This is a genomic window from Streptomyces sp. AN091965 (assembly GCF_022698285.1).
Lineage (GTDB): Bacteria > Actinomycetota > Actinomycetes > Streptomycetales > Streptomycetaceae > Streptomyces.
Window position 1 is genome coordinate 689,186 of record NZ_JALDMY010000001.1, and the last position, 16,266, is coordinate 705,451.

General features: G+C 70.8%; 5 protein-coding genes. All 5 read right to left on the reverse strand.

Annotated features, from left to right (window positions below):
• Window positions 1-164 precede the first annotated feature (164 nt).
• Window positions 165-680, reverse strand: a complete 516-nt coding sequence (locus tag MQV74_RS02610; protein WP_242714361.1) for an RICIN domain-containing protein — start codon at window positions 678-680, stop codon at window positions 165-167.
• A gap of 461 nt (window positions 681-1,141) precedes the next feature.
• Entirely contained in the window at window positions 1,142-2,389 is a 1,248-nt protein-coding gene (gene fabD / locus MQV74_RS02615) for an ACP S-malonyltransferase (RefSeq protein ID WP_242714362.1), read from the reverse strand.
• Window positions 2,389-3,453 carry a ketoacyl-ACP synthase III family protein gene (locus MQV74_RS02620; RefSeq protein WP_242714363.1) on the reverse strand — a complete coding sequence of 355 codons (1,065 nt, stop codon included), beginning with the start codon at window positions 3,451-3,453 and terminating at the stop codon, window positions 2,389-2,391. The genes fabD and MQV74_RS02620 overlap by 1 nt, the downstream gene beginning before the upstream one ends.
• Window positions 3,450-11,819: a type I polyketide synthase gene (locus MQV74_RS41100; RefSeq protein WP_242714364.1), complete on the reverse strand. Its 8,370-nt coding sequence runs from the start codon at window positions 11,817-11,819 to the stop codon at window positions 3,450-3,452. The genes MQV74_RS02620 and MQV74_RS41100 overlap by 4 nt, the downstream gene beginning before the upstream one ends.
• Window positions 11,812-16,248: a beta-ketoacyl synthase N-terminal-like domain-containing protein gene (locus MQV74_RS02630; protein WP_242714365.1), complete on the reverse strand. Its 4,437-nt coding sequence runs from the start codon at window positions 16,246-16,248 to the stop codon at window positions 11,812-11,814. Before MQV74_RS02630 ends, MQV74_RS41100 begins: the two co-directional genes overlap by 8 nt.
• Window positions 16,249-16,266: the final 18 nt, after the last annotated feature.

Below are 16,266 nucleotides of genomic sequence, written 5' to 3' on the forward strand. Positions count from 1 at the left end.
CGCCTACCGACCCGCATTGCGTGTGCTGCGCAATCGTCAGGCCATCGGCTTCGGTCCCCGCGCCATCCTCGAGCCCTCGGGGCCCGCCTCGCCGCGGCGCGCGGCTGGTGGCATCTGCTTGCGGTTCGGCGAGCGTGCTCGCCGAACCGCAAGCACACTGCCTGTCAGCCTATGCGCCAGTCCTGAGCGTTGCTGTTGTTGCACTCATACATCTGGATCACCGCACCCGAGTGAGGGTTGCCGCCGGACAGGTCCAGGCACATGCCGCTCAGCTTGCTCACGATCCGGTTCCCCGCGATGCTCCACTGCTGGGCAGGCCAGTCGCTGTGGCAGTCGAACATGTTCACCGCGCCGCCCCGGTCGCGGTTGGCCGCGACGATGTCCAGACACCTCGCCGGGCCATTGTCCGACAGGTCACTGACGAGCTGGTCGTTGACCCACTTCCAGCGCTGCTGGGCACTGCCGTTGCAGTCCCACGTCGTCACCAGCGCACCGTTGCCACGGTTGCCGTCGCGCACTTCGAGGCACTTGTTGCTCTTCATCGCCACGATCGGAACGCCGACGGCGGCCTTCGCGCTCTCGGGGGCCGGATCAGCTGACGCCGAGGTCGTGAAGGCGAGGCTGCCGATCAACAGCCCCAATGAGCCCAGTAACCCCGCACGCCGGTTCGGTCTGCGCATGTCTCTCTCCTCACCACAGGAACATGTCGAGAAGCAGCGTGCTCGGCGCCTTCAGTGAACGACAAGCTCTGTTCCACTCAGCGGGACACCCCCATGTCGGCATCGGCTCATTTCGGCCCACCCCGAAGACGCACGCCTTCGCCCTCCCGGTCGCCCCCCACCCGAGGTCAAGCGATACCGCAACGGCATCTGCTCACCCGCGACAGAACAAGCCCATCAAGATTCGATGCAGCAGACACCGGTCCGAAGTGTGTAGCCCCCGGCCCACACCGCCTGAACGGCCAAGCAGGGCACCCGGTGCGCTGGCACGACGACGAACGAGAACGCCGACACGCTCCGGACTACCTCCCCCTCACGCAGGTCGGGAGCGATTCAGTGCCCCGGTAGGCCAGCGGGGTGGCGTCCACGTGTTCGTGCGCTTCCCCTACGGCAAGACGAAGTGGTGTCGCACGCGGCGCTCGTCAGGCGAGGGCGCGGATTGCCTCGATGGTCCGGTCCACGCTGAGGGTGCCGTTCGCGCAGTCGGTCAGCAGGGCCGTCACCCGTTCGTCCTGGTATTCACGCACGGGCTCGGGTGGGGCCTTGGGCGCCGCGGCTTGGGCGCTGTCGTCGCGGGTCAGGAGGTAGTCCGCCAGGGCGGCGCAGGAACGGTGTTGGAAGATGATATCCGGTTTGATCGGAATGCCGAGGGTCGTCCCGGCCCGGCGGGCCAGGCGCACGTAGATGATGGAGTTCAGGCCGAGCTGCCGGAACGAGGCACCTTCGTCGAAGTCCAGTGCCTCGTCGCCGATTTCCGGTTGGAGGATCTCGCGTTTGATGCGTTCGATCATGTTTCGGCGTAGGTCGGGCGCGGGCTCTTGTGCGGTGGTGATGCGGTCGATGAGGGAGGTGAGCACCTTCGATTCGCCCAGTTCTGTGAAGACCGACACGCCCGCGTTCCGTAGGTAGCGGATGCAGTCGGTCCAGCGGACGGGCTTGGCGATCTGTTCGGCGAGTAATTCGCGGACTCGCTGCGCGTCGGGGCCGAAGGGCCGGCCGGTCACGTTGGAGATGACCGGTGTCCGCAGCTCGCCCACGTCGACCGAGGCCAGTACGTCGCGGAAGCGTGCGGCCGCCGGGGCCATCGCCGGTGCGTGGAAGGGGCCGCTGACTCGGACCGGGACGAAGCCTCGGACGCCCTCCACCTTCTCGAAGACCGGCTTGAGCCGCGCCAGTTCCTCGTGGCTGCCGGAGAGCACGAACTGCTCGGGCGCGTTGTAGTTGGCGATGACGACGCTGGTGGCATCGTGCTGCTTCAGGGTCTTTTCGATGGTCTGTGCGGACACGCCGATGACTGCGGCCATCGCACCATCGCGGACGTGGCCCATCAGTTCCGCGCGGCGTCGCACCAGTGTCAGGCCGGTTTCGAAGTCGAAGGCACCGGCCGCGAGCAGTGCGCTGTACTCGCCGAGGCTGTGGCCCGCGAGAAAGTCCGCGGGGGGCAGGTTTTCCTGCGCCGCTGACCAGTGCAGCGCGTTGACGACGTAGATCGCGGGCTGCGCGTACACGGTCTGGGACAGTTGTCGTTCGGGGTTTTCCAGACAGAGCTTTTCGATAGAGTATCCGAGCACTCGGTCGGCGCGGCGACGGAGGTCGGGGAACCGTCCGAAAAGGCTTCGTCCCATCCCCTTCTTCTGGGTGCCCTGTCCCGGGAAGACGTAGCAGCGCATCAGGTCCGCCCGCCTCCGAGGCCGGATCCGGGCGGCGATGTCGGTCGTTGGGGAAGCTCGGTGATCCGGAGCACGGCGCACGTCCAGGTGAAGCCGGCGCCGACGCCGAGCAGCATGCACAGGTCACCGGCGTCTACGGCGCGCTCCCGCACGAGGTGGTCGAGTCCGGCGATCTGGTCGCCCGCGCCGAGGTGGCCGACGGTGCGACCCCAGGACCAGGTCGTGAGGTCGAGGTCGACATCGAGTGCGGTGAGGACCTCGCGTTGCAGCACGATGCGTCCGAAGTGCGGAACGACGAACCGGGCGACGTCGCCCAGCCGAATGCCCGCGTCGTGCAGGGCCCGGTTGACGCAGTCGCTGAGGCCGGCCCGGAACCGGCGGGTGAACTCGTCGAGTTCCACGTCTCCCAGGTACTGCAGTTTGCGCAGACGCAGGTCGATGGGGAGCGTGGGGTCGTGGTGAGGGGTGAAGGGCGCGTCGCCGCGATGCAGGCGCTCAAGGGTGGGATCCGAGACCGTGGACGTGCTCAGCACCTGTGCGAAGCCGGACCTCTTGCTGAGCACCATTGCCGACGCGCCGTCGCCGGGGACGATGCCGATGTCGCTGTTCCAGCGGTCGATCGCCGGCCGACTGACCTTGTCGGCGGTGGTCACAAGGGCCGCCACGTCGTCGGTGGCCGTGAGGGAGAGCGCCGCGATGTCCAACGCGGTCATGCAGCCGTTGGAAGCGTTCTTGACCTCGAAGGCGAGCGCGGAATGGTCCCCGAGTACTTCGCGGTGGATGTAGGAAGCCGTCGGGTAGAGCTCGAGGCCTTGGAAGTACACACAGGCGTGCAGCAGCAGCGCGATGTCCTCGGGCCGGTGACCCGACCTTTCCAGGGCATCTCTGGCAGCGGCCACCGCCATCTCGGGCGGAGCTTCGTCCGTGGCCTCGCAGACCGACTCGAGCTGCGTGTCCTCGGCGTCCTGGGCGTCGAACCGGCCGTCGGCGACGGCTTGTTCGACCTTGGTCGCCGGGGGCAGGTAGGTCGCGGTACCCGCGATGAACAGGGCCTCTGTCTTCACTTCTCGTTCCCTCTCAGGGTGGTGACGTCGTGGAGCAGGAGCCCGGCGATGGCCTCGGCGGTGGGATAGTCGAAGACCAGTGTGGCGGGCAGCGTGGTGTTCAGCCGCTTGGCGAGGCGCTTGCGCAGCTGGACCATGGTGAGCGAGTCGATCCCGAGGGAACGCAGTGCTCTGTCGGTCGGCACGCTGTCGGGTCCGGGCAGGCCGAGCACGTCGGCGACTTCGCTGCGGACGAGGTCGAGGAGCAGAGCCGGTCGTTCGGCTTCGGAGGCGTCCGCCAGCCGCGTACCGAGCGACTGCGCGGTCTCGGGAGCTTCGGCTCGGTGCCCTTCCGTTGTGCGTCGTAGCAAGTCGCGCAGCAGGGGAGGCGTTTGCCCATCGCCGAGCGCGTGTCGCAACGACGCCAGCTCCAGGTGTACGGGCATCAGCTGGGCCTCCGGTCGCGCCAGTGCGACGTCCAGGGCGTGCAGGCCCTCGGTCAAGGTCAGGGCACCGATCCCCTGACGCCGCAGGCGTCCAAGGTCCGCCTTGCCGAGGTGGGCGGTCATGCCCACTCCGGCCTGTTCCCAGAGCCCGAAGGCGAGGCTGAGTCCGGCCAGGCCCCGCTTGCGGCGGTTCGCCGCCAGGGCGTCCAGCGTGGCGTTCGCCGCCGCGTACCCGCTCTGTCCGGCGGTGCCCAGCGTCCCGGCCGCCGAGGAGAAGAGGACGAACGCGGCCAGGTCAAGGCGCTCGGTCAACTCGTCCAACCAGCGCGCGCCCTGGACCTTGGGTGCCATCACCCGGTGCAGCCGCTCTGCGGTGAAGCCCTCCACCAGGCCGTCGTCGAGCACGCCGGCCAGGTGGAACACGGCCGTGAGGGGATGGCTCGGGTGGATCCCTGCCAGTACCCCGGCCAATGCAGTCCGGTCCGCGGCGTCGCCCGCGATCAGGTCCACTCGCTCGGCGCCCGCCGCTCGGAGTTCCCGTACGAACGAGCTGGCTTCGGGGGTGCTGCCACCGCGCCGCGACAGCAGCACGAGCCGCCGCGCTCCGTGCGCGCGGACCAAGTGTGCGGCGAGCGCGCGGCCGAGCTCACCGAGACCGCCGGTGATCAGTACCGTGCCGTCCGGGTCGAGGGCGCGTGGCAAGGTCAGCACGCTCTTGTGCGCGGCGGTCTGCTGCGCGTGGCGCAGGGCATACGGCGCGTCGCGTACGTCGTAGGCGGTGAAGGACCCCTTGTCCTGCCTCGGATCGGGGGCGGAGGAATCAGCGGCCGCCTGTACGAAGGTGAGGTTCGCGGGCATCGGCCTGAGGGTGGCTCCGCTCACGCGGATCTGATGGCCGAGCGCGCCGGCCGCACCGCCGCTGACCCGGTCACCCGCGTGTACGGAGGTGACGCCGCTGCCGACCTCCGTGACGATCCCTGCGAACTCCAGGACCTGTGTGTGCTGCGGGCTCATCCGGGCAGCGCGCACCTCGACGCGGACTTCCCACGGCGCGACCGGCTCCGGCACGCCCTCGTCGTGCGGGGCGGCGATGATGTCCAGCTGATCGTCTTCCCGCTGACGCAGGTGCCAGCCGGCTTCGTCCGGCAGGACGAGCGCGTCGACCTCCTCGACGGTCGGCCTTGCTCGTGGCACGTGGGCGGTCTCACCGCGCAGCACGCACTCCGGCTCGTCTTTGGTCTCGATCACTCGCGCCAGGAGCGGGAGGTCCGGGGTACCGGGATCGAGGTCGATCAGACGCAGGACGCGCTCAGGTTGTTCCGTGCGGGCCGTGCGCACCATGCCCCACACCGCGGCATGGGCCCAGTTCCCCACCTGGTCGTCCGGGCTCGACGACACCGCGTCACGGGTGATCCAGACGAGCTCCGTGCCCTGGAGGCGGGCATCGCCGAAACACGCCTGAAGCGTCCGCAGCGCTTCGGCGGCGCTCCGCTGCGCAGCGTGCTCCTGAGCGGACGCGCGGTCAGGCAGCGCGAACAGCAGTCGCCGAGGCGTGTCTGCCTCGACGTCGAGCCGCTTCAGGAGGGCGTCCAGGTCGGGTACGACGTCGGCGCCGAGCCCCGCGCCCAACTCCGCGTCGCCGACCACGAGGGTGCCCGCGGGGTCGGAGGTTTCGGCCACAGGGTGGAGGCGTGCGAAGGCGACGCGGTAGAGGTGCTCGGCGAACGGGTGTCCGCGGCGCCTGCCGCGCTGGAACTTCAGCCTGCCGATCCGGGCCACCAAGTGGCCTGCCGGGTCGGCCAGCCATACGGTGGCCGGCGCGAGGTCCTCGTCCCCGCCGGATTCGAACGACACGCGCACCGTCAGTTCTCTGCCTGCGGCACGACACAGCTCGACGTCCGACCAGATGAACGGGACGAGCGGCCCAGGGGGCGCACCCGCCTTCATCAGACCGGCGACGACGACCTGGAGCGCCGCGTCGAACAGCGACGGATGCAGGCCGTGGTCGGCCGGATCCAGTGCGCCTGGAAGGGAGACCCGCGCGTAGTAGACGCCGTCGCGGCAGGCGAGTTCGCGCAGTCCTCGGAAGGCCGGGCCGTAGTCGAGCCCGTTTGCGAGGGCGCGTCCGTAGAAGGCTTCGATGTCGAGGGCCCGGGCATCGGGCACCGGCCAGTCATCGATGTCCGGCGGCATGGTGGCGCCATCGCACGCGCGGGTCGCGCACTCTCCGCTCACGTGCTGCTGCCAGATCAGCGGCTCGTCCGTGTCCTCGGGTTGGCTGTAGAACGCGAAGGGGCGTCGTCCGTGCGCGTCCGGTTCGCCGACGGTGGCCTGGATCCGCAGCGCGCGGCCCGGAAGGAGGACGACCGGCTCCAGCAGCGTCAGGTCTGCCACGGCGTCGGCACCTGCGGTCCGGGCGGCGAACAGCGCAGCGTCGGTCAGGCCCGCGCCCGGCACGTAGACGTGCCCGCTGACGACGTGGTCGGCCAGCCACGGGCAGTCGTCGAGCGTCAGACGGCCGGTGAACAGGTAACCGCCGCTGCCGGCGAGAGTCGTGATCGCGTCGAACCACGGGTGGCCATGTGCGGGCTGGCGTGCCGTCACCGCGGCGGGCCCGGCCGGAAGCTCACCGAGCCAGAAGCGTTGGCGTTGGAACGCGTACGTCGGGACGTCGACCTTGCCGGCGCCACGGGACCCGAGTACTCGCTCCCAGTCCAGAGGGAAGCCCCGCGCGAACAACGTGGCGGCCGCTCGCCAGAGCTGGTCCACGCCGCCCGACGCATCTTCAGAGGGCGGGCCGACCTCGACGAACGCTCCGAAGCCGTCCCCGCGCAGCCGCTCCAAGGCGCGGTCGAGCCCCATGGGCTCTGGCTCTGCCAGGTCGCGGAACCAGTAGTCGCCGCCGAGCTCCGTGCCCGGCACGACCTCGCCCGTCCGGCACGAATAGAAGGGGATGGAAGCCCGGGCAGGGACAATCCCCGACATCGCACCGCCGACCGCGTCCCCCGAGCGCGCGCGAGCCTGAAGGGCGATGACGCGGGCGCCGTCCTCCAAGCTCAGCGCCCCGCACACCACGGCGGCGGCGACCTCACCGTGCGCGTCGCCCACCACCGCCACAGGCTCCACACCCCAACTGCGCCACAGCGCCGCACGTCCGAGGTAGGTCGCGAACAGCGTGCACGGCAGCACATCCGGACTGTTCACATCCTCCTCGCCGCGCAGCACCTTCAGCACGGACCAGCCGGTCAGCGGCGTAAGGACCGCGTCGCACCGCGTCACCGTGTCGCGGAACACCGCGCTCTGCTCCAGCAGTTGACCGTTCATCCCTTGCGGCTGCGCGTCCTGGCTGCCGAACACGAAGGCGATCTCCCCCAGCGCCGTGCCGCAGCCGGGCTCGACCGCCCGCAGGGCTTCGGCGGCATCCATGGCGTTGCCCGCGAAGACCACGGCACGCGCCTCGAAGTGCGTACGGCCGACGGCGGAGGTGTAGGCGATGTCTCGCATCGACGCGGCGGGCCGCGCGTCGAGCCACTCGGCCCAGTGCCGGGCCTGCGCACGCAGGGCGGCCGCGTCGGTGCCTGAGATCACCAACGGGTGGACGAGATCGTCGCCAGGCCGGTCCGCGACGGCGGTCTGCGGTGCTTCTTCGATGATGACGTGCGTGTTCGTGCCACTGATACCGAAGGAGCTGATGCCGGCGCGACGCACCCGCCGTGTCCGCGGCCACCGCCTCGGCTGCCGCAGGAGCTCCAGTTCGCCGCCGCTCCAGTCGATCCGGGTGTTCGGCCTTTCCGCGTGGAGCGTGCGGGGCAGCCACTCGTGCTGAAGCGCCATCACCATCTTGATGACGCCGATGACGCCGGAGGCCGCCTGGGCGTGGCCGATGTTGGACTTGGCCGACCCCAGGTGCAGAGGTCGCACCCGGCCCGAGAACACCGCGGCAAGGGCGCCGACTTCGATGGGATCGCCGAGCACGGTGCCCGTGGCGTGCGCTTCGACGGCGTCGATGTCGGCCGGGGCCAGTCCCCCGTCGGCCAAGGCCCCACGCAGCACACGCTGCTGCGCGAGGCCGTTCGGCGCGGTGAGCCCTTGGCTGCGGCCGTCCTGGTTCATGGCGGTGCCCCGCACGACGGCCAGCACACGGTCACCGTCGCGCCGCGCGTCCGAGAGCCGCTTGAGCACCAGGACGCCGCAGCCTTCTGCCCAGCTCGTCCCGTCGGCGTCGTCGGCGAAGCTCTTGCAGCGGCCGTCGGCCGCGAGTCCGTTGAGGCGGCTGAACTCGACGAAGATCTGCGGGGTGCTCATCACGGTCACTCCGCCGGCGAGCGCCAGGTCGCATTCGCCGCTGCGCAGCGCCTCGCACGCCAGGCGCACGGCCACGAGCGACGAGCTGCACGCGGTGTCGATGGTGAGCGCAGGACCGGACAGGCCGAGGGTGTAGGCCACGCGCCCGGAGATCAGGCTCGACCCGTTGCCGGTGATCTTGTAGCCGTCGCTGCTCCCGACGTCCCAGCGCCGAGCGACGTCGTAGTCCGAACTCATCGCGCCGAGGTAGACGCCCGTGTTGCTGCCTTCGAGGGACGCGGTGCGCAGATTGGCCCGTTCAAATGCCTCCCATACGACTTCCAGAACGAGCCGCTGCTGCGGGTCCAGGGACAGCGCCTCCCGAGGGCTGAGCCCGAAGAACGCCGCGTCGAAGTCCTCGACGTCGCGTACGAAGCCGCCCTTGCGCTCGAAGCGCCGGCCGGTGGCGGCGCGCTCAGCCTCCTCCAGCATGCTGAGGTCCCACCCGTCCCAGCGCTGCGGGAACGCGGAGGAGGCTTCGCGGCCGTCGACGAGCAGGTCCCAGAACGCTTCGGGCGTGTCGATTCCGTCCGGAAGCCGGCAGGCCATGGACACGATCACGACGGGGTCGTCATCGTCGGGCCGCACGGGCCCCGCGGCGACGGCGGGCGAGACTTCCGGGGCCTCGTCCTGCGCACCGGCGTGCGTCAGCAGCAGGGTCGCGATGGCTTGCGGCGTGGGGTAATCGAAGGCGAGGACGGTGGGCAGCGAGACCCGTGTCCGTGCGCTGAGCCGGTTGCGCAGCTCGACCACCATCAGGGAGTCAAAACCCTGTTCGCGCAGCGTCGTGTCGGGGCGCACGCCTTCCGCGGGCCGGCCGAGCAAGGCCGCGGCCTCCTCCGTGACGAGTGCGACCACGGAGCCCGGACGCTCGGCTTCGGGCAGTGCCCTCACGTCCGCGCGCCACGAAGCACCGTCGACGGCCGGGATCGCGTCGTCGTGTTCGTCCAGCCAGTAGCTACGGTGTTCGAACGCGTACGTCGGAAGGTCCGCCCTGCGCGTGTCCGAGGCCGCGTACACACGCTTCCACGGGACCGGGACCCCTTGGGCGTGCAGCTCCGCCAGCGCCCGCAGCGCCTGTTCGATCCCGCCGCGATCGCGGCGCAAGCTGCCCACCACGACGGCCGCCCCGTCGGCTTCGGTTCCCTGCGCCAGGGCTATCTGGAGCACCGGATGCGGACTCACCTCGACGAAGACCCCGAACCCGTCCGCTCGCAGGCGTTCCAGCGCGCGATCGAAACGCACCGGCTCGCGCAGGTTGCGGCACCAGTAGTCCGCGTCGAGCTCCGGCCCAGCCGCCCGCTCCCCCGTCACGCTCGAATAGAAGGCGATGCCCGCATCCGCGGCGGAAAGGCCCGTGAGCTGCTCGCGCAGCGCGGGCAGCAACGCGTCCATGTGCGGGCTGTGCGACGCGTAGTCCACGTCCACGCGCTGGCAGTACGCGCCGGTGGCCTCCATCCGCGCGAGGAAGCGGTCCACCGCCTCGGCGTCTCCGGCCACGACGGTCGAGCGCGCGGTGTTCACCACCGCGACGGACAGCGCCTCGCCGTAGGCCGCCAGTTCCTCGACGACGTCGTCCACCGGGCGCTCCACGAGTCCCATCGCCCCGTCCGGCGCGTGATCGTGCACGGCCCGGGCGCGCAACGCCACGATGCGAGCGCCGTCCGCCAGGCTCAACGCCCCGCCGACGACCGCCGCGGCCACCTCGCCCTGGCTGTGGCCGACGACCGCCGCGGGCTCGACGCCCCAGGCGCGCCACATCGCGGCGAGGCCGACGTACGTCGCGAACAGCGCCGGCTGCACCACGTCCGTCCGCGTGAAGGGCGGCGCGAGGCCGTCCTGCCCCCGCACGACTGCGGCGACCGAGAACCCGGTGTGCGGGGCGAGGGCCTCGTCGCAGGCCGTCACGGCCTCGCGGAACGCGTCGTTCTGCTCCCACAGCGACCGGCCCATCCCCCACCACTGGGCGCCCTGGCCGGGGAAGACGAACGCGACGCGGCCACGACCGGCAGCCGCGCCCGTCACTACCGCGTCGTGGCTCTCGTCCGCGGCGAGCGCCCGCAGACCGGCCACCGCCTCGTCCGTCGTCGCAGCGATCACCACCCCGCGCGCGGGGTGGTGCGTGCGGGTCGTCGCCAGCGAGTAGGCGACGTCGGACAGCCTCGTCCCGGGCGACTGGCCGAGGTGGCTCGCCAGCCGTGCGGCGTTGCGCGCGAGCGAGTGCGGGTTCGTGCCGGACACCGCCAGGCAGACCGGACCGCCCGCATCCGCTGCGGCCCGTACCCGGGGTGTCTCGGGCGCCTCGCCGAGGGCGACATGCGCGTTGGTGCCGCCGTATCCGAAGCTGCTGACTCCCGCGAACCGCGGACCGGCCGGCCACGCGGCTGCCTCGGTGACCACGTCCAGACGTTCGGCGGAGAAGTCGATGCGCGGGTTCGGTGTGCGGAAGTGCAGGCTCGGCGGAATGACACCGTGGTGCACCGCCAGGGCGGCCTTCACGAGCCCGAGCACACCGGCAGCCGGCTCGAGGTGCCCGAAGTTCGTCTTCGCCGAGCCGATGCGCAGCGGCGCGGCCCGGCCGGGGCCGAACACGGCGCCGAGCGCGCCCGCCTCCGTCACGTCGCCCAGGGGCGTGCCCGTGCCGTGCGCCTCGACGTACGACACCGCACACGGCGCGACACCGGCGTTCTCCCACGCCGACCGCAGCACCTCCGTCTGCGCCTCGTGGCTGGGGGCGGTCAGTCCGTCCGTCGCGCCGTCGTTGTTGACGGCACTGCCGTGCACCAGCGCATAGACGCGGTCGCCGTCGGCGAGCGCGTCGGACAGTCGGCGCAGCACGACCACCGCGCAGCCCTCGCCCCGGGCGTAGCCGTCGCCCTCGCCGTCGAAGGCCCGGCTCAGGCCGGCAGGGCTCTGCGCGCCGAGTTTCGTCAAGGCCACCGAGGTGTTCGGATGCAGCATCAGGTTGACGCCGCCGGCGAGGGCGAAGTCCGACTCGCCGGAGCGCAGGCTCTGCACGGCGAGGTGCACCGCGACCAGAGAGGAGCTGGACGCGGTCGCCACGCCCAGCGCGGGGCCGCGCAGCCCCAGCGCGTAGGCGATGCGGGACGGGATCACCGAGTTGTCCCAGCCGATGGCCGAGTGGGCGTGGATCGCCTCGGCGGCGCCCTGGGTGAACAGCGGGTACTCCTGCCACATCGCGCCCATGAAGACGCCGGTGCGCGTGCCCGCGAGACTCGCTGTGGAACGCCGCGCGTCCTCGACCGCGGCGCACGCCACCTCCAGGGCGATCCGCTGCTGCGGGTCCATCTGCCGTGCCTCGGCCGGTGGGATGCCGAAGTACTCCGCGTCGAATCCCGTGACGTCGTCGAGGAATCCACCGCGGCGGTTCGCCGCCTGGCCGGACGCCTCCGCGGCGGCCCATGCGGTGGCGTTCCACCGGTTGGCCGACACCTGGCGCACCACGTCGACTCCCTTGAGCAGAGCCTGCCAGAGTGCGGTCGGATCCTCGATCGACGTCGGCAGTCGGCAACCGATGCCGACGATCGCCACCGGCTCGTGGCGGTCGTACGTCCGGGCGGCGGTCTGGTCAGTCACGGGAAGCCCCGATCTCGTCGGACGCGTAGAGCGCCAGGCATGTCTCCTCGATCGCGGCGAGCGGCCCCGCGTCGTTCAGGATCGTCATGTGGTTCGCGGCGTCGATCTCCACCAGGCGAAGGCCCGGCAGCTCGCGCTCCCAGTCCTGTTGGTAGTTCACGTGGTCGAGGGAGAAGGTCTCGCCGGTGACCTGGAAGTAGGGTTCGACCTCGCCCAGGAAGAGCCCGTGCCGGTTACGGAAGTAGGTGCACACCACGGCTTCCGGCCGCGGCAGGGGCCTGATGGTGTGCTCGCCGAGCCGGTAGGCGAGCTGGATCGCCATGTTGCGCCTGACGAACCCCGCGATCCGGGCGGGTCTCATGGCGAGCCCGCGCGCGGCCGCCAACTCCGCGAGCCGCACTACGAACGCGTCTTCGTCCAGGTCCTCCACGACCTCGTCCCGGTGGACGAGGCGCGCACGCAGGACCGCCGGGTCCTTCTCCCCCGCCGGCCAGAGCAGGGAATTGACGACCTGCAGAGCCGCGCTCCGCGCCGACTGGAACCCGTTCGCGTTCGACTTCGCCAGGCCGGTCTCGTCCGGCGAGTCCACCATCGTCAGCGAGGCCACGTCCTGGCCCTGCGCCTGTAGCCGCCGGGTCACCTCATAGGCGACGATGCCGCCGAGGCAGAACCCGCCGACGTCGTACGGCCCCTCGGGCTGCACCGAGCGGATGACCTCGGCGTAGTACTCGGCCATGGCCGTGACGCCCTCGATCGGCGCGTCCTCGGTCAGCAGCCCACGGGCCTGGATGCCGTAAAACGGGCGGTCGATCCGCTCGGCGATGGTGCGGTAGGACTCGACGCCGGCGAGGGCGCCGTGGATCCAGAAGACCGGCCTGCCCCCGGTCACGCCGTTGAGGCGCACCAGCTCCGGGGCCGGCACGCGCGGGGAGCGGGCATCCGCTGCGGGCAGCCGCGCGACCACGTCGTTCAACGTGTCCTGCGGCTGCCACCATTCAGGCTGGAAACCCGGAAACACGTGGCTGATCCGGCCCAGCATCGCCACCAGAAGCAGGGAGTTGAGACCGTAATCGGCGAGCGGCCTCGTTCCGTCGATCTCGTGGCGCGACAGGCCGAGCACCGAAGCGACGAGGTCGGCGACGAAGGCTTCGCCGTCCAAAGGGCCGACGCCTGTGTGCGAGGCCTGATCCGACCGCGGCGCCTGCTCGGCAAAACACGTCAGGCGTGCGAAGGGGTAACCGGGCAGTGCGATCCGCCTGCGTCGAGCGCCGCGATGCATCAGGTCCCAGTCGATGGACGTGCCCGCGGTCCAGCGTTCTGGTACGTGGTCGAGCTGCGTAGGCTTCCCGTCGTGCTCGGCGCCGACAGCGGTATCGACGCCTTCGGCGAATGCCACGTGGGTGAGCGCGTCCGGGTCGCCGTCCAGCCAACCGCCCAGAACGCGAGCGGCCTCGTCCGTGCTCCGCGCCACGAACGCCAGTCGGCAGCTCATCGCTTCCCGGCCGACCTGCAACGTGTACGCGATGTCCGCCCAGGAGCGCGGATCCGCTTCGGCGAGCCGATGAGTCAGCCGGCGCGCCCGCTCGTGCAGAGCGTCGACGTTCTGCGCCGAGAGCACGAGGACCTGCGCACCCGGGTCGTCGTCCAGGTTCGCGGAGCCGATGTGCTGCTCCAGCACCACATGCGCGTTCACGCCGCCGATCCCGAAGCTGTGCAGGCTCGCGCGGCGCCGTAGCGGCCGACCGGCGTCGTCGGTGCGCTCGGGCCACGGCAGGTTCCGCTCGGCGATGCGCAGCCGCGTCCCCTTCAGGGAGAGGTCGCGGTGCAGCCGCCCGAAGCCCGGGAGCGCCGGGATCACGCCGTGCCGCATCGCCTGCGCGGTCTTCACCAGCGCGGCCAGGCCGGACACCACCTCTGTGTGCCCGATGCAGGGCTTCACGTTGCCCAGATACGTCACGTCATCGCTGTCGTCCTCGCTGCGGAGTCCGGCGCCGAGCGCAGCCAGCTCCGCGCTGTCCGCCAGCATCGAGCTCATGCCGTGGGTCTCGATGTAGTCCACGGCGCCCGGATCGATCCCGGCGTCGGCGTAGGCGTGCGCGACGGCTGTCTTCATGCCCTTGATGTTCGGTGCCGTGAAGGACACGCCCCTGCCGCCGTGGGCCACACCGGTGCCGCGCACCACGCAGTGGACGACGTCCCCGTCCGCCACGGCCCGACTCAGTGGTTTGATCAGTACAGCGGCGACGCCCTCGCTGCGGGCCGTACCGTCGGCGCCCTCCTGGAACGGCCGGACGTCGCCGCGAGGGCTGAGCATCCCCGCGGCCCGCATCCCGCCGAAGCCCGCGGGCGACATCACCAGGTTCACCCCGCCGACGAGCGCCTGCTCGCACTCGCCGTCGCGGATGGACCGGATCGCCCGGTGCAGGGCCACGAACGAGGACGAGCACGTCGTGTCGCACTGCTCGCTGGGGCCGTTGAGGTCGAGCAGGTACGAGATCCGGTTGGGCACCATCGCGGGCGACGGCAGGCTCATCAGGTCCATGGCCGCGGGCCGGTATTCGCTCTGCGTCGTGGCGACGAACACGCCCGTGGGCCGGTTGCGCAGTTCGGCCGGGCGATAGCCCGCGTCCTCGACGGCGTTCCACGCCGTCATCACCAGCAGGCGCAGCTCCGGCGTCACCTGGCGCGCCTCGGTCATCGACATGCGGAAGAAGAGAGGGTCGAATTCATGCGCCCCGTCGAGGAATCCGCCCCGCAGCGCGGCCGCCTCGTCGCCGTGGCACGCCCAGTCCGCACGCTCTTGCGGCGGTGCGGTGATGCACCGTCTGCCTTGCTCGACGATCCGCCAGAACTCGTCGACGTCGTCGGCCCCGGGGAAGCGTGCGGACATGCCGACGACCGCCATGCCGTCGAGCGCGGCCTCGTCGAGCTCAGGCTCAGGCTCAGGTTGAGGTTGAGGCCGCACCGGATCGGGTGCCCGGTCCGGCGGTGCGGGCTCCGGCGGAAGCACGTCCCGCAGGTCCTCGGCGTATTCGCAGACGATGAACTCGCCGAGCTCGGCCAGTGTGTCGTGCTCGAACAGCACGGTGATGTCGAGATCGATGCCGAGCGTCCCGCCGAGGGTCCGGGCCACGTTCACCGCGAAGATCGAATCGAGCCCGTAGTTCGAGAAGGGCTCGCCCCGCCCGATCCTCGTCCGCGGGATGTCCAACGCCTCTGCCAGCACATCGAGCGCGACTGCCTCGATGCGGGCGCGCAGCCGCTCTCCGGGCTCAGTCCCGGCGCTCGGATCGGCCACGGCCCGCGCCGGACTCTCGGGCACCGGCGTCACGTGTGGTGCGGACGGGCGCGGTAGGACCGTCGCCTGCCGTATGACGCCGTCGCTCTCGGCCACGATGATCTGCTGTCCCAGATCCTCGGCATCCCGCGCGGGCAGAGCGATCGCGCGGAAGCCCTCCTGCGTCAGGACGTGCCGCCAGTGCGCGGTGGAGAGCAGCGGGCTGCCCTGGATGCGCAGGTGCGGGTCCTCGTAGCGCCACCATCCGTCGAGGAGGCCGAACGAGAACTGGCTGAGCAGGTTGTTCGCGGTCAGCTCGTTCAGGACCAGCAGTCCACCGGGCTGGAGAAGCGCCTTGGCGTTGCGCAGGGTGTGGCGGATGTCCCGGGTGGCGTGCAGGACGTTGGCTGCGATCACCACGTCGTACCCGCCGAGGGTGAGGCCCTGATCCGCCACCGGGCGCTCGATGTCCAGGATTGCGAAGGTCAGCGAGGGATTTTCCGCACCGAACGAACGCTCCGCGTGGTTCAGGAAGACCTTGGAAACGTCGGTGTAGCAGTACTCGCGCACGTCCAGCTGCGCGGACCGCAGCGCCTCCAGGACGACGGCGCTCGTGGCACCCGTGCCGGCGCCGATCTCCAGGATCCGCGCGGCGTCCGCCGCCGGGTCCCGTGCCCGCCGTCGCAGCCGCGCCACCACGTCGGCGGCCAGCACCTGGTTGAAGAACGCCGACGCCGGGTTGGTCGCGTAGGCGTTCTGCACCAGCTCCAGCGATCCCCCGGGGAAGATGACCTCGGTGGCCGGTCGCTGTCCGCTGAGAATGTCGGGGAAGGCCCGCAAGGTGGTCTCTACCAGCAGGTGGGTGGCCGCGAGGTCGGGATTCTCCTGCCACGCGGGCTTTGCTGTCTCCCACTCGCGCCACAGCTGCTCGATCGGCCGATACCCTACGGCGTCGTCGAGCAGGATCCTGCCGTCCCGCCGATCGATGTAGCCCGCCCCCTCGATGACGCGCAGGCATTCGTCGAACCAGGCGCCGTACCCCGGCGCGAGGCCTGCCGACTCCCGTGCGGCCTCCGGGGTCTGCCCGGATTCACGGAACGCGCCGAGCGTGCACAGATGGGACCAGAGAAAGTCGAGCAGCAGCTTTTTCACGATCAGTCCCTTCGAAGG

Coding starts and splice junctions, on each gene's coding strand:
- MQV74_RS02610 (WP_242714361.1), bottom strand. CDS start 680: ATGCGCAGACCGAACCGGCGTGCGGGGTTACTGGGCTCATTGGGGCTG.
- fabD (WP_242714362.1), bottom strand. CDS start 2,389: ATGCGCTGCTACGTCTTCCCGGGACAGGGCACCCAGAAGAAGGGGATG.